This is a genomic window from Shewanella surugensis, from assembly GCF_023284005.1.
Taxonomy (GTDB): domain Bacteria; phylum Pseudomonadota; class Gammaproteobacteria; order Enterobacterales; family Shewanellaceae; genus Shewanella; species Shewanella surugensis.
On sequence record NZ_JAKIKS010000102.1, the window covers coordinates 1 to 21681 of the forward strand.

At 40.6% G+C, this 21681-nt stretch carries 18 protein-coding genes; 12 read left to right on the top strand and 6 right to left on the bottom strand.

Annotated elements, in window-relative coordinates; all coding sequences use genetic code 11:
• Positions 1–183 precede the first annotated feature (183 nt).
• Positions 184–318 carry a hypothetical protein gene (locus L2764_RS27850; RefSeq protein ID WP_283107089.1) on the bottom strand — a complete coding sequence of 45 codons (135 nt, stop codon included), beginning with the start codon at positions 316–318 and terminating at the stop codon, positions 184–186.
• Between the two features lie 638 nt (positions 319–956).
• Here L2764_RS27850 and L2764_RS19910 point away from each other — a divergent pair.
• Positions 957–2411, top strand: coding sequence for a phosphoinositide-specific phospholipase C-related protein (locus tag L2764_RS19910; protein ID WP_248942102.1), 1455 nt, complete (start codon positions 957–959; stop codon positions 2409–2411).
• A 57-nt stretch (positions 2412–2468) separates the two neighbouring features.
• Here the strand turns inward: L2764_RS19910 and L2764_RS19915 are convergent, their stop codons facing one another.
• From L2764_RS19915 to arfB, 3 genes are all read right to left on the bottom strand, one after another.
• The gene (locus L2764_RS19915; RefSeq protein ID WP_248942103.1) at positions 2469–3140 is read right to left on the bottom strand and encodes an SDR family NAD(P)-dependent oxidoreductase; all 672 of its coding nucleotides are present in this window, start codon (positions 3138–3140) and stop codon (positions 2469–2471) included.
• Positions 3141–3160: 20 nt separating this feature from the next.
• Positions 3161–3607, bottom strand: a complete 447-nt coding sequence (gene aroQ / locus L2764_RS19920) for a type II 3-dehydroquinate dehydratase (protein ID WP_248942104.1) — start codon at positions 3605–3607, stop codon at positions 3161–3163.
• Positions 3608–3711: 104 nt separating this feature from the next.
• Positions 3712–4128, bottom strand: coding sequence for an alternative ribosome rescue aminoacyl-tRNA hydrolase ArfB (gene arfB / locus L2764_RS19925; RefSeq protein WP_248942105.1), 417 nt, complete (start codon positions 4126–4128; stop codon positions 3712–3714).
• A 571-nt stretch (positions 4129–4699) separates the two neighbouring features.
• Between arfB and L2764_RS19930 the strand changes: the two genes are divergently transcribed.
• From L2764_RS19930 to L2764_RS19960, 7 genes are all read left to right on the top strand, one after another.
• Positions 4700–4876 (top strand): DUF3012 domain-containing protein, encoded by a 177-nt coding sequence (locus L2764_RS19930; RefSeq protein WP_248942106.1) that lies wholly within the window; start codon positions 4700–4702, stop codon positions 4874–4876.
• 132 nt (positions 4877–5008) lie between these two features.
• Positions 5009–5518, top strand: a complete 510-nt coding sequence (locus L2764_RS19935; RefSeq protein WP_248942107.1) for a hypothetical protein — start codon at positions 5009–5011, stop codon at positions 5516–5518.
• 306 nt (positions 5519–5824) lie between these two features.
• Positions 5825–7126: a TolC family protein gene (locus L2764_RS19940; protein WP_248942108.1), complete on the top strand. Its 1302-nt coding sequence runs from the start codon at positions 5825–5827 to the stop codon at positions 7124–7126.
• Positions 7127–7175: 49 nt separating this feature from the next.
• On the top strand, positions 7176–8432 hold the full coding sequence (locus tag L2764_RS19945) for an efflux RND transporter periplasmic adaptor subunit (protein ID WP_248942109.1): 1257 nt from the start codon (positions 7176–7178) through the stop codon (positions 8430–8432).
• Between the two features lie 11 nt (positions 8433–8443).
• Positions 8444–11677, top strand: a complete 3234-nt coding sequence (locus L2764_RS19950) for an efflux RND transporter permease subunit (RefSeq protein WP_248942110.1) — start codon at positions 8444–8446, stop codon at positions 11675–11677.
• 440 nt (positions 11678–12117) lie between these two features.
• Positions 12118–14154, top strand: coding sequence for a methyl-accepting chemotaxis protein (locus L2764_RS19955; RefSeq protein ID WP_248942111.1), 2037 nt, complete (start codon positions 12118–12120; stop codon positions 14152–14154).
• A gap of 314 nt (positions 14155–14468) precedes the next feature.
• Complete coding sequence (locus L2764_RS19960) at positions 14469–15929, top strand: sugar porter family MFS transporter (protein ID WP_312018372.1); 1461 nt, start codon at positions 14469–14471, stop codon at positions 15927–15929.
• Between the two features lie 85 nt (positions 15930–16014).
• Here L2764_RS19960 and L2764_RS19965 read toward each other — a convergent pair whose 3' ends face one another.
• Positions 16015–16476 carry a NanQ anomerase/TabA/YiaL family protein gene (locus L2764_RS19965; protein ID WP_248942112.1) on the bottom strand — a complete coding sequence of 154 codons (462 nt, stop codon included), beginning with the start codon at positions 16474–16476 and terminating at the stop codon, positions 16015–16017.
• A gap of 282 nt (positions 16477–16758) precedes the next feature.
• Here L2764_RS19965 and L2764_RS19970 point away from each other — a divergent pair, with 282 nt between their 5' ends.
• The 3 genes from L2764_RS19970 (at position 16759) to L2764_RS19980 (ending at position 19535) form a co-directional block, all read left to right on the top strand.
• The gene (locus L2764_RS19970; RefSeq protein ID WP_248942113.1) at positions 16759–17814 is read left to right on the top strand and encodes an alpha/beta hydrolase; all 1056 of its coding nucleotides are present in this window, start codon (positions 16759–16761) and stop codon (positions 17812–17814) included.
• Positions 17815–17915: 101 nt separating this feature from the next.
• Positions 17916–18539 carry an LON peptidase substrate-binding domain-containing protein gene (locus tag L2764_RS19975; protein WP_248942114.1) on the top strand — a complete coding sequence of 208 codons (624 nt, stop codon included), beginning with the start codon at positions 17916–17918 and terminating at the stop codon, positions 18537–18539.
• 72 nt (positions 18540–18611) lie between these two features.
• A complete protein-coding gene (locus L2764_RS19980; RefSeq protein WP_248942115.1) occupies positions 18612–19535 on the top strand; it encodes a pseudouridine synthase in 924 nt (307 codons plus the stop codon).
• A gap of 11 nt (positions 19536–19546) precedes the next feature.
• Here L2764_RS19980 and L2764_RS19985 read toward each other — a convergent pair whose 3' ends face one another.
• On the bottom strand, positions 19547–20494 hold the full coding sequence (locus L2764_RS19985; protein WP_312018373.1) for an MBL fold metallo-hydrolase: 948 nt from the start codon (positions 20492–20494) through the stop codon (positions 19547–19549).
• 281 nt (positions 20495–20775) lie between these two features.
• On the opposite strand from L2764_RS19985, the gene L2764_RS19990 reads away from it, so the two are divergent.
• Positions 20776–21390, top strand: a complete 615-nt coding sequence (locus tag L2764_RS19990; RefSeq protein ID WP_248942116.1) for a TetR/AcrR family transcriptional regulator — start codon at positions 20776–20778, stop codon at positions 21388–21390.
• Positions 21391–21681 lie beyond the last annotated feature (291 nt).

Genomic DNA, 21681 nt, shown 5'->3' on the forward strand with positions numbered 1-21681 from the left:
CGATTATATCGCACACTGTTTGGAACAATTATCCTCTCCCAACTGCGACCTCAATAGTCTCTTACCCTGGCACGTTAAACTAAGCAAGGCGTAGTTCGCCGGACGCTCACTATCGTTATTATCAATATTAGTGAATAAAAATCGGACGCGGGATGGAGCAGTTGACTAACAAGTTAGTCGAACTCAACTCTTCATCAAGGGATTTGGCGAAGGTCGTTGCCAAGCTTTCTCTTGCCAAAAGTGAAGAGAGTCATCCAGCTCCAGCAACCACTTTTTATTTTCTTTAGTATCTTGGTTATTCCTTTCTCTATTTTCCATTTACCTTCTTCGTTATTCCATTTTTAGCTTAGTTAACTAAGTTTTTACTTAATAGAGTATTAAACTGTATTTGAGAATAGGTATTAGACTACTGTTCTGGAGTGCCATCATAGAAAAATCTTTTAGTGTTTGGTTGTGAATGTCTGTTATAGACAGCATTAAGGCTAGCAATATTTGTTAATACCTCTAGCTGCATATTGGGTAATTGACTCCCTCATTTTAGCGGTAGATTTTATCTAAGTTATTACACATGATGAATGAAGCGCGAGTTATATTAAGTTGTTAATATGTTATATATTGATTTAGTTTTGGTTTTACTTATGTTTCATTAATATTTTATTGTGGAATAGGAAATAGCTTCTTTGTATGCAATTTATACATTGAAAATGTAACTAGAGTAATAACTCAGTTTGTTGAATATTGCTAGTGATCTGTGCCACTTTTTTGGGAATGTGTAAATGATCCTGTAAGGGTTCTTGGTATCAATTTGTCTTTACAATTGCTTAAGTTGTTTTATTTCTGGTCTTATTGGTTTTTTTTTACTCTATTTGGTTTTGTTTTGTTCTTTTTGTGGTATTTGTTTTATGGGAAATGAAGTGGATATAAAAACAACAATAACAATAACAATGGAGCTAAGTATGGTTTTATTACAGAGAGTGAAGAGAAAACAGATTTGGATCGGTGTGGGAATGATGCTGTTTGCTTTATTGAATATGGGGATCTTAGCGCAAGCTGAAACGGCGGAAGCTTGGGGTAAAAGAGCCCTGAGCATTCAAAATCGCATTGATCATGATGCGCCCTTTTATGAGACAACTTGGCCGGGAACGCATAATTCATTTGCCAATGCTGACGATGATAACTTAAATGCCGATTGGACCAATCAGAGTATGTCATTAAAGCAGCAATTAGACAGTGGGATCAGAGAACTGGTTTTTGATGTTCATTATGATAATAGTGCGGTGCGGGTATGCCATAACAATTCGGGTGTACAAATATTCGGTTTAGGTGAATGTATAGATGGCTATACTGGGAATAGAAAATTGTCTAATGCACTCGATGATTTGGTGGAATGGCTAGATGATGGCCATAGAGATGAAGTGATCTTATTAAAAGTTGAGTTAACCCAATCGGCTAAAAACAACATTAATAAAGTTCATAAGAAGATAGACAATATTGACGAAGAATATTATTTACCCAGCGCAGTGTCTTATCATGATGATGCTGACTATGGCTGTACTTTACTCCCTGCGACACTGACCAAAAGCAAAGTTTTGGCGTCAGGTAAAAATATCGTGCTCTTCGGAAGTGACTGTTATAGCAATGGCCGTTTTCATGATCGAGTCTTTTCTACTGATGGTTTGATGGAAGATTATAGTGATCCTGATGATGTGTCAGATATTCGTGCTAATACCACTGATATGACCCGAGTTAAAGATGGTTATACTAAAGGGGGCGTACTCTATGGCTCTGGCACACTGGATAGTGGAAAAACAAAATTACGGCCCAGTACAGTTGCCAGTTATTTAAGTGCGGGTTTGAATATATTTGAAACCTATGGGTTTGGCGCAGAGGGTTCATCTTGGAAAGCAGATGGAGAATATCCTGTTTCTGCAGAAGATTTAGTTTGGAGCTGGGATGATAGCAGTTTAGAGCTCAATGGTTCTGGGAGCTGTGTTGTATTAGGTGATAGTTCCGATCGTTTTCATGATATTGCTTGCACGGAGTCTTATGTTGCTGCGTGTCGTAAATTGGTCGATAGTGCTGGTGAGCGAGCGTATGGTGAATGGGCATTAACTGAGACTGCAGTTAGCTTTAGTGATGCTGAAAATGCTTGTTCATCTGTGGATGATGGTGAATATGTCTTTGCGACACCCCGCAATAAAGTTGAACTAGAGAAACTAGTGGCTATTAGAAATAATGATAATATTGCCACTAACCTATGGCTTAATTATCAGCAAATTGATGACACTTGGTTAGCTGATATTGGGGAAGCCGATGAAGAGATGCTCGTTCAGTGTTATGCGGGTGGTAGTCAAGGTGTGTGCAGCGTGATTAATGAATATTTGAATTTACTCGATAATTCAAAAATATAAAACAATCAGTAAAATGAAGGGCATTGCTTCATGTCACCTTAATGTCTTAGCGCGATTTTAGCCCCTATCGATGCTGATGTCAGAAATATAGCCATTATCACTACTGATTAGGGCTTGTTTAAGCATATAAGCGACTTCATCGGCTTGCATGAATGAACTGGTATCGAGGGCTTTGCCGCTGGTCGGCCAAAAATCAGTATTCATACCGCCAGGGTATACGGCAATGATTTTTATGGGGCTGGATTTGAGTTCTAACCTTAAGGCGCTAATCAATCCTTTCACCGCCCATTTTACGGCGCAGTAAGTTGATTCATTGGCTTTAGCGGTTTGGGCTGCGCTGGACATGACGACGACCAGAGTGAGCGGCTTATTTTTATAGCGTTTAATGGCTTCTTGTAAAACGAGAATACAAGCAGTGACATTGTTATCGATGAGTTGTTTTATTTCATTAGGATCTTGTTCTGCTATTGGACCAAAAAGGCCACTGCCTGCACAATGGAGCAGCATTTTGGGTGCTTGTGGTAAAGCATCGAATAAGCCTTTGATCTCATTAGGAACCGATAAGTTGGCAACGTGAGCCTGAATGGGCTTTTTAGATTGGATCTGATGGGCGACTCGGTCAAGACGTTGCGCATTTCTTCCGTTTAAAAATAAGGCTTCATTATCTTGAGCATAGCATTTGGCTAATGCCGCCCCTAAACCACTGCTGGCCCCTGTAATGACTATCATTGTTTGTGTCCTTAAATGGGTTATTTTTTCACTGCAAGATGAGCTATCGCGGACTGTAAAGCAAAGCTGTATCCTTGAGCTCCTAAGCCACAGATGACGCCGATAGCTTTATCAGAAAAATAGGAGTGATGTCTAAAAGGCTCTCTTGCATGGACATTCGATAAATGAACTTCAATAAAAGGTAATGCCACACCGAGTAAGGCGTCTCTGAGTGCCACGCTGGTATGGGTAAAGGCGGCGGGATTGATAATGACAAAATCGGCAGATGTTGCATGGATCGCATCGATGAGTTCATATTCTGCGTTGGATTGAATATGTTCAATATGGATATAGTGTAATAGAGCTTCTTGGGTGATCTCAGTCACAATTTGATTGAGAGTATGGTGGCCGTAATGTCCCGGCTCCCGACGGCCTAATAAGTTTAAGTTCGGACCGTTGACTAAAAGAATTTTATGTTGCGGATTCATGGGGAGCGCCTTTTAAAGGAGAGTGTAATAATACCTCATTTCAGCAAATAATGGTGGGCTTGTCGACTCTAAATAGAGTTTGTTTCGAGTAAGTTGAATCTGCGTTAATAGTCTGCTTTGTTTTTTCTTAAGTCTTTTGTCATGCCTTTTTGTTTTTTTGTCGTAATTCGACGTTGCTGACTGCCTTTGGTGGGTTTAGTGGCGATACGTTTTTTTTGAACAATACTGGCACTGGCCACCAAACTAATGAATTGGGCGAGAGCGGTTTGACGATTAAAATCTTGGCTACGACTTTGCTGGCATTTTATGATGATTTTTCCACTTTTCGTAATACGATGATCCGCTTTTTTAAGTAGAGCTTGTTGATAGAAAGCGGGTAAAGAAGATGCTTTAATATCGAAAATCAGCTGTGCAGCAGTAGAGACTTTATTGAGATGTTGACCTCCAGCGCCACTAGAGCGAATAAATTGCCATTCGATTTCGTTTTCGGAAATCTGTACCGAGTTGGATATTGTAATCATTTTTCTGCGTAACGGGTTACCTTAAGTAGAAATATTATAACATTTTTCTATTATTAGTATTAGTGCTTAAATTTCTCCTTGAAGAGGGGGGATATCAAAACCAGTATCATTATGCCTTTCTGATATGTTGAAAATATATCAATATCTGGTTTGGGTATAATGTTAATGGAGAGAGTTTAGAGAGTATGCATTTGAAATGCATTGTATTTATTTCGCGTTAAACATTTCCATATTTAAGTTGTTGTGATTTATTTGTAATTTATTTGTTTATTGCATTGCATTTTTGTTTTTTTGCTTGGCTTTCTGTGACCGGTCAAAGAGAAAACTGTAAGCTTGTATTTATTTAACATGGTTATTGTTTAAACTAGGTATTAATTTTTAGCTTAACTTATTGTTTTAATTTTTTAATGCGAAGTATTTTGATATTATCCATTTTAATGAAAGTCTCAAGGAGACAAAATGAGATAAATCATTTTGTTGGGTGAGAGCTTAATTTGAGTCATTAGACAAATAATGTTAAGCCTGATAATGACTAAACATTATTTTTATTTGAAAATTTAAAGGAAGTTGGATGTCTTTATCTAAACGTGTGATTATTTTTACGGCTTTATTTTTTACCGTTCTTCTGACTGCTTGTACGCCAAAAGTCGGTAGTGAAGATTGGTGTAAACAAATGAGCAATAAACCATCAGGTGATTGGACCGTTAATGAAACTGCTGATTATGCTAAACATTGTATCTTTGATTAGGCTAGAAATAAGGCTCTCTTTCTTACTTTACTATTTTGTAACATACATAAAGTGAAAGATTGCCTTAGATGAACTTTTATATACAATGTGGTTTATAGTCGTAGAGTCCGAATTAAATATTGAAGGTATTTTTTGCGCTTATCTCCGTATCAATCGTTTTACAGCATAGTCAGAATTTTCTTCGCAATTGCGTTGCTACAATTTGTCGCAGCGAATGTTGAGGCCGACACTTTAGCTGTGAGTAATGGATTGATATCCAGTAATGGTAATATTTATTTAAATACTCCTTTTTCCCAAAAAATTAAAATAATCCCTGTCACGGATCTTCAATCTCAGTGCTATTTTTCTACATATTCCTCAATGCATTTGGCTGTCGATAATGAAGCAACATTTATGAACAGTAATCAAAGCAATGTAATGAAAGGTGTTGTCATGTCGGACTCGCAAAATGTGGTTGATATCGACAAACCCAATCACGTTATCGATTTCTGTGAGGAGTGTAAGTGTCATGGTGGGCATATTGTTTTTACGAGCTCATTAAATTTTGTTGTTTCTCTTCCCCTTTCGATACCCGCAAATACTCAAAACTCTCAATATTGGCCCCCCGCACTTTTAGTGCATGCTAAACCACCGATAGTCTGAATTTATTGAGTTGAATGATTGAGTCAACATAAAAAGCTGAAGTTGTGTTATTAGCAGCTTCATCTCGCTTTCTAAGAAAAAGCGTTAATACTTTTAGAACAATCATTTTACTCGGCATTGACTTTAGTGTTAACCAAATCGATTTGCGTTTACGTTTTTATTTAACGATATCTTTCGTAAAGGCTCATGCCGTTAATCACCCAAGCCGTTAGATAATCACCCTTGTTTTGTCTGTTTGTTGCTAGATGAAGTGAGCGAAGTCATAGCGGAAATAATATTTAAGCGTTTGTATTTATAGGATGCGAGATGAAAAAAACCTTAATATCAAGTTTGTTGATGGGGTATTTAGCTACCAGTTCTTTCAGTGCCCATGTGTTGGCTGCTGGCGATAATAATGTGCTATCTGCGGTTCAAATCAGCCCCAGTATTGACGCCAAAACAAACACCAATGGTTTAAGTGACTGGTTACCGAAAGTGATGCAACGTTTTAACGCATTACCTGAAGTACAGGCGCAAATAGCGAGAAAACAAGAAGCCAAGTTGAGTATTCAAGCAGCAGATAAGGCGGTGTATAACCCTGAGATCGGTGCGAATTACCAAAAGGGGATCGATACTCAATATAGTTTAGGCTTAAATCAAACCATAGATTGGGGCGATAAACGGGGGGTGGCGACTCGCATAGCTCAACTGCAAGCCGAGGTCTTATTGTCGACGATTACGCTTGAGCGTAACCAAATGTTATCGACTAGGCTGCAAGCATTGGCGACCCAAAATCTCGCCAAAAAGAAGCTTAAATTTCAAGAGAAGCAATATAACCTCGCCAAGGCTCAGCTATCGATAGCTAAACAGCGCTTGCAAACGGGTGACTTATCCAATGTCGAAGTGAAAATGATGGAGTTGGATCTTGCGAATAACGCCGCTAATTTTGCCATGGCAGAGCAAGACTCTTTAGCTGCTGAGGGTAAAGTCATGGCGTTATTTGGTGATGTAGATTTACCTTTTGAAGATTTTGTGGATGCCCTTTCTGCCAGTGCCAGCGTGACAGAAGTGACCCCAGATTTACCTGCACTTAAAAGTGCTTATCAACAGGTCATGCTAGCAAAAATAGGGGTGGATCAAGTGAAAGCGCAAACCGCTGCCGATCCCACGCTCAGTTTAACGGCGGGTCGAGAAGGTAACGGCAGCTTAGTGGGGATAGGTGTCTCTGTACCACTACAAATTCGTAATAATTATAGTAAAAATTTAGAAGTCGCCAGCCAAAAAACCGCCGTTTCTGAGCAAGTTTATTTGGGGCGAGAGCGGGTGCTGACTCAACAGCAGAAACAATTTGATCGTAGCTTACCTCGATTAAAACAACGTTATATTGATTGGCGTGATGTGGTACAAAACTCCGCTCGAGATGCCGCAATATCGATCAGTCAGCAGTGGAAAACCGGTGATATTAGTACTAGTGATTATCTTCAAGGGCAACGTCAATTAACCAGTAGTTATACCGCAGGATTAATGCTTGAAGGAGCGTTATATCAAATTTGGTTAGGGTGGATGGGAGAAAGTGGGCAATTAGAACGTTTTATTGACCAACAGCTTCCGGCTTCTGCGAGTAAATAGGAATTAATTGAATATGAAATACTCTCACGATTTTATAAATAAGATAAATATGAAGACTTCAGAAAATACCAATGATAAGCCTGCCGCTATAGAGATGCGCCAGTATTTGAGATTAAGTAGAATGAGTCAAGCCGTGAGTTTGGGATTAATGCTCAGTGTGGGTGCATGGTTTTCTTTTCCTGTTATGGCGGCAGGTGGAACCATTCCCAGTGCTGAACAAGCAAGCACTGCGCCATCTAATGCTGTGCAAGCCAGTGCCAATAGCAGTACTCAAAAAGGTCTCGACAGTGAAGCCCAACATGGTTTAGAGCCAGTACAATTATCAAAAGCTCAGCGAGCAATGGCTGGGATTGAAGTGGTCAAGTTGGGTGAACAGACCTTTAGTTTAGAAGCTGTTGCTACGGCCAGTTTAGTGGTTGATAGAAATAGAACCGTTATTTTAGCACCTCAACTGGAAGTTCTCGTTGAAAAACGTCATGTTTTGCCCGGTCAAGAAGTCAATAAAAATGATCCATTATTAACCTTAGGTGGCTCTGCTGTTGCCCAAGCCCAAGCGACTTATGTGACTGCTGCTGCCGATTGGAGTCGAATTAAACGTATGAGTGCTAATGCGGTCAGTGCGAGCCGTCGTTTACAATCACAAGTATCAGCTGAATTGGCGAGGGCGACGTTACAAGCACTGCAAATGACAGATGAACAAATCGTTAGCTTAGAAAAAAATCCAAATACTATTGGTAGTTACCAGCTGTTAGCCCCGATTGATGGTCGAGTTCAGCAAGATATTGCTGAATTGGGTCAAGTGATTGCGGGTGGTACGCCGCTAATGCAATTAACCGATGAGTCCTACTTATGGGTTGATGCTCAGTTGACGCCAGCGCAAGCAGAGGGAGTGCTTGTTGGCAATGTGGCCATGGTTAAAGTGGGTGAGCAAACGGTAGAAGCACGGATTATTGGTCGTTCTCATGAGTTCAATAGTCAAACGCGTACTGAAAAAGTCGTGCTGAGTTTTGATAATAATGGCCATGAATTACATGCAGGGCAATTTGCTGAAATTTACCTTCCCGATGCTAAAGAGGGCGGTATTGTGGTGCCCGATTCAGCATTAACTCGAAGTAATGATGGTGATTGGCAGGTGTATACCGAAGAGCCAGAAGGTTTTGTGTCACATGAAATCGAGTTAGTTGAGAGTCAAAGAGGCATGAATTTGCTCCGTGGTATTAAGCCCAATTCAAATGTTGTCATATCAGGTGCTTTTTTTCTTGCCTCTGAACGTGCTAAGACAGGTTTTGACGCTGACGGTCATTAAGGGTTTTTATTATGCTACAGAAGTTAATTGATGGGGCGATCCGACATCGCCTGATGGTAATGTTAAGCTTATTGGGTTTAATTATTGGCTGTGTTGTTATGCTGCCAAAGCTTAACCTTGATGCTTTTCCTGATGTGACCAATATTCAGGTGACGATTAATACTCAAGCAGCGGGTCTTGCTGCTGAAGAAGTTGAAAAATTAATTAGTTATCCTGTTGAATCAGCGATGTATGCACTGCCCGGGGTGACGCAAGTTCGCTCATTATCGCGGACGGGTTTGTCTGTTGTGACAGTGATATTTTCAGAGTCGACAGATATCTATTTTGCTCGTCAGTTGGTGTTAGAGCAATTACAAGCTGCCAAGAGTATGATCCCGCCGGGTGTGGGAATTCCCCAGATGGGGCCTAATAGTACTGGGTTGGGGCAAATTTTTCAGTATGTGCTAAGGCCTAAGCCGGGCTCTGACATCAACACTGCAGAGCTGCGTAGTTTGAATGATTATTTGATTAAGCTTATTTTAATGCCAGCGGGAGGTGTGACCGATATTTTGTCTTTCGGTGGTGAAGTATTGCAATATCAAGTGAAAGTGGATCCCAATAAGTTACGTAGTTATGGCTTAACCATGAAGCAAGTGACGGAAGCACTTGAAAGTAATAACCGCAATACGGGTGGTTGGTACATGAAGCAAGGTCAAGAACAGCTGGTTGTTCGTGGCTATGGCTTATTGCCTCCAGGTCAACCGGGTTTGAAGGCTATTAGAGAAATTCCTGTCACTGAAGTGGATGGGACTCCAGTCTTTATTAGCGACTTAGCGAAGGTAGGATTTGGTACCGAAATTCGTGTCGGTGCCGTGAGTATGGCTGAGCGAGATAGGACGGGTAAGCCGGTTAATCTTGGTGAGGTGGTAGCGGGGATTGTGCTTAAACGTGTGGGCGCAAACACCAAAGAAACCATTAATGATGTCGAAGCCAGGATAGCGTTGGTTAAGCAAGCCTTGCCCGAAGACGTGCAATTTGATGTGTATTATGATCAAGCTGAGCTCGTCAATAAGGCGGTGAAAACCGTGATTGAAGCACTGGTGATGGCGTTTGTTTTTATTGTTATCATTTTAGCTTTATTCTTAGTGAATATCCGAGCCACGCTATTGGTGCTTATCTCCATTCCTATTTCTGTTGGGCTGGCGTTACTCATTATGTCGTTTTATGGGATGTCGGCTAACTTGATGTCATTAGGGGGGCTGGCGGTGGCTATCGGCATGCTCGTCGACGGCTCAGTGGTGATGGTTGAAAATATCTTTAAGCATTTAACCCAGCCTGATAGGCGGCATTTATCAGAAGCAAGAGCGCGTTCGGACGGTGAACTTGACCCTCATCATGCCGATGAAGATGCGAGTTTAGCGGGCGGCAGCGAAGGCATTTCCATGCGAGTGTTATTCGCGGCAAAAGAGGTGTGTAGTCCCATTTTCTTTGCCACTGCGATTATTATCGTTGTTTTTGCCCCGTTATTCGCGCTTGAAGGTGTAGAAGGTAAGCTGTTTCAGCCTATGGCGATCAGTATTATTTTAGCCATGATAGGCTCCTTAATATCGGCATTAATCGTGGTTCCTGCTGTGGCCGTTTATTTATTTAAACGTGGCGTGACCATGAAAGAGAGTGTGATTTTAACACCGATAGATAATGGCTATAGAAAGTTACTGACTTATGTGATGTTACGACCTAAAACCGTTGTGATTTCAGCAGTATTACTCTTCGTGGGGAGTATGATGTTACTGCCTCAACTGGGGACTGAATTTGTACCTGAGCTTGAGGAGGGCACCATTAACTTGAGGGTGACTTTAGCACCGACATCCAGTTTAGATACCTCCTTGGCAGTGGCCTCTAAGTTAGAAAACTTGTTACTTGAATTTCCTGAGGTAACCTATGCCTTGAGTCGTATTGGTGCGGCAGAGCTGGGTGGTGATCCGGAGGCGATGAGTAATGTTGAAATTTATATTGGCCTTAAACCCATTGAAGAGTGGACGACAGCGAAATCACGGCTCGAGCTGCAAAGACAGATGCAGGATAAGTTGAATGTTTTTCCAGGACTGTTGTTTAACTTCTCTCAGCCGATAGCGACGCGTGTCGATGAATTATTATCGGGGGTGAAGGCACAACTTGCGATTAAGATTTTTGGTCCGAATCTCACCGAGCTGGCTAATCGAGGTAAAGATTTTACCGATTTGGTGGCGACAGTGCCTGGTGCTGTAGATGTATCCTTAGAGCAAGTGAGCGGTGAAGCTCAGCTAGTCGTGAGGCCAAAACGTGATGCCTTAGCGCGTTATGGTATTAGCGCTGATCAGGTCCTTAAAGTGGTGAGTGATAGCATTGGTAGTGTCAATGCTGGACAGGTACTGGATGGTAATGCGCGTTATAATGTCAATGTGCGCTTAGCTGAGCAATATCGTAACTCACCTAATGCCATTAGTAATTTGTTATTAAGCGGCCCTAATGGCTCGACGGTACGTCTTGCTGAAGTGGCTGATGTCACGATTGAGATGGCGCCACCGAATATTCGTCGTGATGATGTGCAAAGACGGGTGGTGGTACTGGCGAATGTGTCAGGTCGCGATATGGGCTCGGTGGTCAAAGACATTTATGCTTTGGTGCCGAAGCTTAATTTACAGCCGGGTTATACGGTCGTTGTGGGTGGGCAATATGAGAGTCAGTTGCGTGCGCAGGCGAAATTAATGGTGGTGGTGCCTGTATCGATTGGACTCATTGCTTTGTTATTGTTTTTCTCTTTCGGTTCATTAAAGCAAGTGGCATTGATCATGGCCAATGTACCTTTGGCATTGATTGGTGGCGTAGTGGCTTTATACATCAGCGGCACCTATTTGTCAGTACCGAGTTCGATAGGGTTTATTACCCTATTTGGTGTGGCTGTGCTTAATGGTGTGGTCTTGGTTGATTCAATCAATCAGCGACGACGAGGCTTAAGTTATGAAACCGATGAAACATTATATGAAGCGGTATATGAAGGCACTGTTGGTCGATTACGTCCAGTATTAATGACGGCATTGACGTCGTCATTAGGCCTCATTCCTATCTTAATCTCCAATGGCACTGGCAGCGAAATTCAAAAACCACTCGCAGTCGTGATTATTGGGGGATTATTTACAGCAACGGCCCTGACACTATTAGTCTTACCGACGATGTATCGTTGGTTATATAGTGGTAAAAGAAGTGAGCCTATAGAAGAGGATTAATGGGTTACAGGTAAGATAACCTATGCGTTAAAAAAATGGCTACCCAAAGGTAGCCATTTTTTATGTTATTGATCGCCATTTTATTCTGTGTTTGGCTTTAGACATAGGTCTATGTATCGATATTATTTTTTGTTTTTTTTACGGTTTTTTTTTTGGATAAATGGCATTTTTTTAGAGGACAAAAAAAACAGTGATGCATTTGTGTATGCCTTATACTGCGTGGGCTCGCTTCAATATTTGAGCGTGTCATTAAGCCTTTAAAGTGCATTTTTTCGTACTCGGTAAGTGCTGTTTTGACCTCAACAGTGAAATGGTCTGATCCGTTTGTTTTGTTCATATGCGCTAAATAGCTGTGTTTACACTGATATGTTTCGAATACATAATCCGCCCAATTAATAGGTGTGAGGCAGAGAAGGGTCCTTTTTCTCTGTAAATGGAATATGTGGAATAAGATAAAAAATCAAAGTATTCGTTTTCAGTTACGGTTAGCGATGAGCCTGTTTCTTGTTATGGCTTGTGTATCAATTGCCGTGGTGGTGTATCAACAAGCATCGGCGTTATTGATGCAGCAAACGTTAAAGGAGCATCAATCAAAGCTCAGTGTGTTATCAGATACCATTGCCAGTCAATTTGTCAGTTATATCGATGTCGCAAGAGATCTTGAAGTTACCTTCAGATCGGGTTATTTACATGGGTTAACCTTTACTAATGAGAATGTGACCTATGCAGATAGAGAGGTTGAAAATGCAGTGATTAATGGACAGTCGATTATTGGTGATACCAGTATAGTTGACCGTTTTACTCATGATACTGATGTGACGGCGACACTTTTTTTAGCCTCTGGGAATGATTTTATTCGGGTTGCTACAACGCTAAAAACCGATGAGAGTCAGCGGGCTTCGGCTGCATTATTAGGTTATGAGCATCCGGCCTATACCAAGTTGATTAATGGCCAATCATATTACGATACCGTGCGCCTTTATGGCCGAGAATATATTAGTTATTATTCGCCGATAAAAGATGAATTTCATCGAGTGCGAGGTGTTTCGGCAGTCGCTCTACCCATGGAAGATGCCTCTGAAACCATTTTTGCTAATCTTGCTTTATTAGGTTGGGGTGATAGTGGTCATACGATAGTGGTGAATCATAATGCCGATTATTTAGGTGAATATCTTTATCATCCTCAAAAGAAGCGCCAAGGTGAGTCTATTCTTGACTTGAAAGATAGGAATGGCGATAAGGTTTTCTCTGACATTGTTGATCATGAAAATGGCGTGATCCGTTATTTTGAAAGTGTAAAAGGTGAAGCAAAAGAGAAATATGCTGTTTATACTCAAGTGCCTGGGTGGAATTGGACCTTAATCGGGGGGTCTTATATTCATGAAATCACCAAAGGGAGTAACCATTTACTCATGTTAGTGATGGGCGTTTCAGGTGTGATCACGCTGATTATTTTCACCTTGTTAAGTATTTTGCTTTATCGTATGACAAAGCCTTTGCAAGAGCTAACGGGTTATATGGATCAGTTGAGTCAAGGGCAAGTGAGTCTCATTATTCCTGAAGTTGAAGATAATTCGAAAAATGAGATTAAGCAATTAACCCATGGCTTTCATGTTATGGCATCTAAATTTAATGGATTAGTGGCTAATATCCGTGAGGCGAGTACGCAAGTACAAACGCGTGCGGGACATGTCGCGGCAGATGCCAAAGAAAGTCTATTGCAATCAGATGTGCAACATCAACAAGTCGAGTTAGTGGTAACGGCCATTGAACAAATGGCTTCATCGGCCCAATCGGTTGCTGAGCAAGTTGAAAGCATTGCTGTCAGTGTCCGCTCTGCAAATGAGGTGAGTCTTTCTGGATCGCAATTGGTGAAGAATGTGAGAGGGGAAATTGCTGATTTAAATGTGCAGTTACGCCAATCTGCAGAAGCGATTGATATGGTCAGTCGTCAAAGTGAAAATATTCAAGCAGTGACGCGTATGATTGATGAAGTGGCCGAGCAAACCAATTTGTTGGCTCTGAATGCGGCGATTGAGGCGGCTAGGGCAGGAGAGCAAGGCCGAGGTTTTGCTGTGGTTGCTGACGAAGTGAGAACCTTAGCGCATCGAACGCAAGGCTCGGTGAAAGAAGTGGTGACGATTATTGCCCAGTTAAGGGAGTATACGACAAGTGCGGTTACTTTAATGTCTGAGAGCCAATTGAAAGGAAAAATTGTCACTGAGCAAGCAGAGCAAGCGGGCATAGCATTAGATAAAATTACCGATCAAGTCACGGATATTGCTTGTAAGTCCGAAGTGATTGCAGCGACGGCAGAAGAGCAAGCGCAAGTGACACAAGAGATTGCAGCAAATGCTACAGAAATCAGTCGCTTGAATCAAGATAGTCAAGATATAGCCGCTAAAACAGCGACAAATGCTAAGAATTTGCAGCAATTATCGACTGAGTTGAATCAACAAGTAGACTATTTTTATTAAATAGGTCAGTCACTTTAAGCCGATTTTAGCTTAAGGTGACATTTTTATTGTGGTGATATTGTTATTGAGCTTTTGAGCGGCGTAATGAACGGATAGCCGGAGTATCAGCTTAAATGATCAAATATGTTGATCTGAAGTTGGTCATTATGCGCTTATGGTTAATTAATCTAGGTAATGGCTGAAAGATAAGACGATTGTATGTGTATAATTAAGTTTAACCTAGAATTGTCATATAGTAATGTGAGAATTTTCTCTTTTATTATTGAATGTAGTTGTGTTGCTATTGTTATTGATAAGATCTAAAGGAGTGCGATGTGAGTCAGTTTAAATCGAGTCATGGGCACCCTCGCTCACAAAGTGTTACAAAACCTCTCAGTACTAACCATCATGGAAATTTACGATTTGTCATCTTTGTTAGCTTGATTGCCTCATTGGGTGGCTTTTTATTTGGTTTTGATACGGGCGTGATAAATGGCACCTTTGATGGTTTGTATTCTGTTTTTGGGGCCGATCATATTGCCAGTGGCTTTAATGTCACGGCGATTTTACTTGGTGGTGCGGTAGGTGCACTCTTCTCAGGTGCTTTAGTTGATCGATTGGGCCGACGATCTATGCTTATTATAGCGGCTAATTTCTTAGTGATCAGTGCTTGGGGAGCGGGGATCACCGATTCTTCTATCGGATTTATCCTTTATCGTATGTTAGGAGGGATAGCGATTGGTGTCGTGTCCATTATGACGCCGATTTATATTGCGGAAATAGCGCCTTCTCGGCATAGAGGCGCCCTTATTAGTTTACAGTATATGGCGATGTTACTTGGGTTATTATCAGCCAGTTTAAGTAATGATATTTTGCTTAATTTAGCGGGGAAATCGACAGAATTACTTTGGCTAGATGCCGAAGCATGGCGTTGGATGTTTTGGATTGAGTTGTTTCCTGCTTTTTTATTCCTTTTTATGCTGTTCTTTATTCCTGAAAGCCCACGCTTTCTTGCCGCTATCGGTAATCGACGAGCAGCGCATACGGTTCTTATTCGGCTTCACGGCCAGAAAAAAGCAGCCAGTGTTTTAGCGAGGTTAAACCTGACGCTACCTTTTTCTCATAAGCCTCGTGTTGCTGATTTAAGGCAAAGCGAAACGGGAAAAATTAACAAAGTGTTGTGGCTAGCGATAGGTTTGGCTGCACTGCAGCAGTTAATGGGTATTAATGTCATTTACTATTATGGTGCGGTATTGTGGCAAGGTGTGGGGTTTTCAGGATCGGATACTTTGTTCATCAATATTGTCACTGGGATGATCAGTATCGTCGGCTGTTTTTTGACGCTACTTTTTATTGATAAGGGCGGGCGAAAACCTTTACTCATTATTGGCTCCATTGGCATGACATTGACCTTAGGCTTGATTGTGTATGCTTTTGCTAATGCTGAGTTCGGTTTGAATGGTGAATTAAATTTAGGGGCTTATGATTGGCTTGCGTTGATATCAGCCAATATTTATGTGTTCTTTTTTAGTTTATCTTGGGGGCCTGTTATCTGGATTTTATTGGTTGAAATGTTTCCTCAGTTAATCAGGGGGCTTGGGCTTGCTATAAGCGGTTGTATTTTATGGTTAGTGAATTTTATGATGATAAGAAGTTTTCCTTTCTTGCTCACTAAAGTGGGATTGGCAACAACCTATAGTCTGTATTGTGGCTTTGCTTTGTTATCGGTGATTTTAGTGGTTCGCTATATTAATGAAACTAAAGGTCAAACGTTAGAAGATATCAACTATTATTAACGGATATGGTCGGTATATCAGTGACTTGAATCTATGGGGGCCAAGTCACTAAAAATACATTAATAATCGATTTAATGCAGGTGGATTATAATTTCACTTTTATAACGACTTTTCTGACCTTTTTGGCAGTTTCTCCCGTTCCAGGCATGTGCATATCGCCTGGAAAGAAGAGAGCAAACATGCCTGCTTTTAATTGAACAAATGAGGCATTATCCGCATTCGTATGATAATCAAACTCGGCGTAATCATGTTCTGTTTCGTAAGGGCGTGAAGGGGATTGATGGGTTAACGGAAGATAACCAAACTCTTCATCACCACTGACGACAAATTGTACATCGATATAGGCTCGGTGGACTTCAAAGGACTCAGTTTCTCGGGAGACCGTTTCGTAATCATTTACAATCGCGAAGATGTCTTTTCCTTCTATGGGGTAGCTTCCTGGTTCAACTTGACTAAAATCTGTTGTCGCTAAGTGTTGAAGGGCAATGGCAACTCTTGGGTGAAGTGGGTGATAAATTTGATGGTTTTCTAAGGTATCGATAATCATATTATTTTACAAATTGCGGGTGCATATTGAACAATATACGTTGCTCTTGTCTTAGTGCAAGTTAAATAGCGTAGAGGATGTTCTTTTTATTTCGTATACTGATAAGAAGCTTCATTCTGAGATTAACCTTTTCTAATGTAGGGCTGAAAAGCTCGAGTTTATTAGCCTGTTGGGTGTAAAATACTAGGCTAATCTATGTACTATTAATTTAGTTTACACTGTCATTGTTAATTTTGGTCACCTATCATTTCAATATTTTCATTTGAAATAAGGAGTTATATAGTGTCTTCATTACGTTTTATTGCGGGACCCACTGCATTTAACACTATATTAGAAAAAGGGTTGCAAGCGGATACATTTTCACAGGTATTTGCTGCATCAGGTGGACCTAAATGGTTGGGAATTGCGGAATTAGATCGCTATCTTTTTGGTGAGTTTTTTAAACATAGAACATCACCATTATATACCATAGGCGCATCTTCGGGGGCTTGGCGGTTGGCCAGTTTAGCTCAAGAAAACCCTGTTGAAGCACATAAAAGGTTAGAAACACTTTATATTAATCAAATTTACGAAGGTAAGCCGACGCCAGCATTCATTACGCAAAAAATATCATCCATTATTCATGATTTACTTGGAGATAATAAAGGGGATGATATTATTTCTCATCCTATTATTAAAAGCCATTTTGTGACTTGTCGTGCTAGGCACTTAAACGGGAGAGATAATCGAATGGCGCTTGCGGCGGGACTGGCCGCCACTGCGGTCAGTAATTTAGTGAGTCGGAAAAGTTTGGGTTGGCATTTTGAGCGCTGTGTTTTTGGCGTTGATGATGATGCCTCTCCCTTTTGTGAGTTAAGAGACTTACCGAGTCGACATATTGCACTGCATAAAGAAAATATCAGTAAAGTGTTGGTTGCTAGTGGAGCGATACCTTGGGTTTTAGCCCCTGTGAGTAATATTAAAGGCGCGCCAAAAGGTAAGTATTTTGATGGCGGGATTACCGATTATCATTTTGATTTGAATTTAACGAAACCGAAAGGAATGACGATATATCCTCATTTTTCTCCCATCATGAAGCCTGGTTGGTTTGATAAATCTCTTGCTTGGCGCCAAGCAAGGCATAATTATGATAATGCATTAATATTGGCTCCAACGGAGAAGTTTATTAATTCCCTACCGCTTAGTAAGTTACCCGATAGACGGGATTTTAAATCTTTAGAGACACAAAAAAGAATTCAATATTGGAAAAACGCTACTGCTATGAGTCAGGCTTTAGCCAATGATTTAGACAAAGTTATCAATGACGGAACGATTGCCAATAAGCTTGAAAGGCTCTGAAGTATCCATTCAAAGTGCTTTCATTTATAAAAAAATAAGCCTAGCTGCTACACTTTAAAAGATAGATGATAGCTTACTTGCCCTCTTATGGGGAAAGGCCTATGCATACGAATGAAATGGTAATATTAACCCGTGATGCTTTATTATTACCGCAGGGAAGAACCAAAGTTAGGATCGTTGAGCCCCATTATTTAAAAATGGTGGCAGAAGTCCTTAAAGAGCGTTATCCGTTGGTATATGGTATGCACAGAGTTCATGGTAAATTGCCTTGTTATCCTTATGTCACTCAGTGTGATGTCATTGACTTTGATCAACAGAAAGATGGCGCCTTAGAGTTGGTATTAGAGGGGCGACAGAAAGTGAAAATCATGTCGGCCGTTCAACGTAAAGATAAAGTATGGATAGCGATAACCCGTCGTTATGATAATTGGCAGAAAGAAGCGATTACAGCTCAATATGAGATTTTGAGTGCGGCATTGGAGCATTTTTTTCAAGCCAATCCTGAGTTATCTAAGCTGTATAGTCAAATCCATTTAGACGATGCCACTTGGGTGAGCCAGCGTTGGCTTGAAGTGCTGCCTCTTTATAATAATGAAAAATTGCGCTTGGTTTGCCAGCCGAACTGTCACCGCACTTTAGATTATGTGTTAAAGCTCATTCAATCTCATGTCAATAAGCAAGAAAATAGCAGTTTGGCCAGTCTAGATGTAAAAAAAATGCGTTAATCTTCTCGCTTGTGAGAAGTTTGCTAGAGCAGTAAAATCAGCTCTTGTTACTTTTTATTTGGGTATAGTTTCATGTCTACAGGCGTTCGTGCAAAACAAGCCTCTCATATTGTGCTTCCTGAGACCGTTATTGATAAAAAAACAGTGTTGGATTTTTTAATCTGTCACTTTAATCAAATTCCTGCTGGAGTTTGGCGTCAACGGATTATGGATGGAAAGGTGCATTGGCGAAATGGAGAACTTATTGATGTGGATACGCTGTTCATTCCTCGTGAGCGTGTCTATTATTATCGTGAAGTAAACCAAGAAAGTCTGATCCCCTTTAAAGAAGATATTGTATATCAAGATCAACATATTATAGTGGCCTATAAACCTGCTTTTCTTGCTGTTAATCCCAGTGGACAATTTATTAATGAGTGTTTGGTCAATCGACTTAGAGAAAGGGTTAATAATCCAGACTTGGTCGCTGTACATCGATTAGACAGAGCAACGTCGGGTTTGATGTTGATGTCTTTGAATAAAGATAGCCGTCATGATTATCATCAATTGTTTAAAATGGGCATGATAATGAAACAGTATCATGCTTTAGCGTCTCTAACGCCTAAATTATTAGCCGATCACGAGGCTGGAGAGCTCGTTTTACCTTTATATTGGACGATTAAAAATCGCATGGTTAAGGGGGCTCCTAGTTTTTTGATGAAAATAATTGAAGGTGAAGCCAATACTCATTCAGAGATCTGTTTAATCGCTATTAAAGAGGGGGTGGGATTGTTTCTGTTGAAACCAATCACAGGTAAAACCCATCAATTGCGGGTGCATATGCAAAGTTTAGGCATGAGTTTACTCAATGATGGGCTTTATCCGACGTTACAAGATCAAGCGCCTGACAATTTTACTCGGCCATTAAAATTAATGGCCAAGCGTTTGTGTTTTATCGATCCTATTACTCAAATTAAACATGATATAAGCTGTAAAGGTTTTGCTGAGTTTGTTTAGCCCTGAATGCGTTAGATGTTATTCCACCAAGCTTGAGTATCGGGAATATTTTTTAATGATATCGCTTGCCCCATCATAGGGGTTAAAACGGACACTTGTGCTTGTTTAGCAATGTCACTGATCCGGTTGAGCGGTTCATACCAAGCATGGAAAGCAAGATCAAAGGTGCCATTATGAATAGGCATCATTTTATTGCCTTTTAAATCAATATGAGCTTGTAAACTTTGCTCTGGAGTCATGTGAATATTGGCCCAATCTTTATCATAGGCGCCGGTTTCAATCATCGTCACATCAAAAGGCCCATAGCGTTCACCAATGGCTTTAAAGCCATCAAAATACCCCGAGTCGCCACTGAAAAATAGCGTTGATTCTGGAGATTTTATGACATAAGAAGCCCAAAGGGTGTCGTTTTTATCAAACAGTCCTCGACCGGAGAAATGTTGTGTTGGCGTGGCGGTTAAGGTGATGCCATCAAGATTAACAGATTGCCACCAATCAAGTGTATGAATGGCTTGGGAGGGAACATGCCATTTCTTTAAATGGACTTCCACCCCTAAGGGCACCACAAAATGTTTGGTTTTTTGTGCTAAGAATTTAATACTGGCTTCATCGAGATGATCGTAATGATCATGAGATATCATCACCCCATCAATATCGGGTAAATCCGCTAATGTGATTGGAGGCTGATGAAAACGTTTTGGTCCGATAAAATTAAAGGGAGAGGCCCTGTCACTGAACACCGGATCAATAAGCCACTTTTGTCCATTGATTTGCATAAACAGACTAGAGTGCCCTAAGCGAATAAGGGTATCAGATGTGAGATTATTGAGTTGTGCCTTCGTTACGCTCATGACAGGTATGCTGGTGACGGGAGAGGCGTCGATTCTTTTTTCGATGGCGTAACGTAGCAGTAAAGGTAACATGGCTGTGCTGCTATCGAAGCCTTCGGCAGTATTCATAAAGCCACCTTTAAGATTATGGTGAGCCATTGTCTTTGTGGGTTGTGGTCCCGAGGCTTGATGATGAAGAGTGGTGCTAACAACTTGAGACTTTATTGAATGTGACATAAGCAGTACTGCGCCTCCAATGACTAAAAAGAGTGAAATGCTAATAATAAATTTCAAGGGCTTTAAGTTTCTATAAAAGTAAACTGAAGAGTGTAATTTACGCTTGTTTTTTGAAAAAGTAAACTAATGAGTGTAAAGTAAGACTATTGTTTGCTTTTTTAAAAATTAATACTATGAAATTAAAAGATAAAAAGTTAACTCGCTCAGATATCAAACGGGCCTCGATATTGGATGCTGCGATGAATGCATTTCAAAGCAAGGGGTTTAATGCGACGAGTATGGATGATATTACCTTGAGTGCAGCGGTGTCTAAACGCACTGTGTATAATCATTTTCCGAGTAAAGAAACCTTATTCAATGCGATCACTGCACGTATGCTTACGCTCTTTTTCACCTATGAACCGATCCCTTTCTCTAAAGATATTTCGCTTGAAATTCAATTAAAAAATTTAGTTGAACATGAAATTAATTTGCTGACGATGGATGAGTTTATTGCGATGGCGAAAGTGATTTTCGCTGAATCGATACATTCCCCTCAATTAGTGCAAAATGCGATGAGTGAATTTGAAGAGAAAGGTTCGCCACTGGTACATTGGTTTGAACAAGCAGCGCTACAAGGTGCGATAAAAACCGATCATCCAGAGAGGGTTTCTATGCAGTTTGTAGCGGTTATTAAAGGGTTTTGTTTTTGGCCGCAACTGATCCAAAATGCCCCTATGCCAGATGAGAAGCAATTAGATGATATTGCCCAAATGACAGTGCAAATGATTTTGAAGCAATATACTTAAGCTGGGTCTCATATTCTTGTTTATCAATACGGCATAAGTTTTATTTGGGAGCACCGTTAAGTCCAGCCAATAGGGGGGCCTATCAGTGGGTCGCATTTAATGCAGACTTGAAAGTTCTTTTTCAAGACGCTTTATTTTGTTTTCTTTTTCTGAAATTTTGGTCATTAAATCTTTTTTTAGCTTAGGGGGCGTTGACAATTACGCTAACCAAATCATAGAAGCAGCTAATTGAAGCGTCCCTAAATAGTACTTAGCCTTTCTCTCATAGCGCGTAGCCACTCTACGGAACTG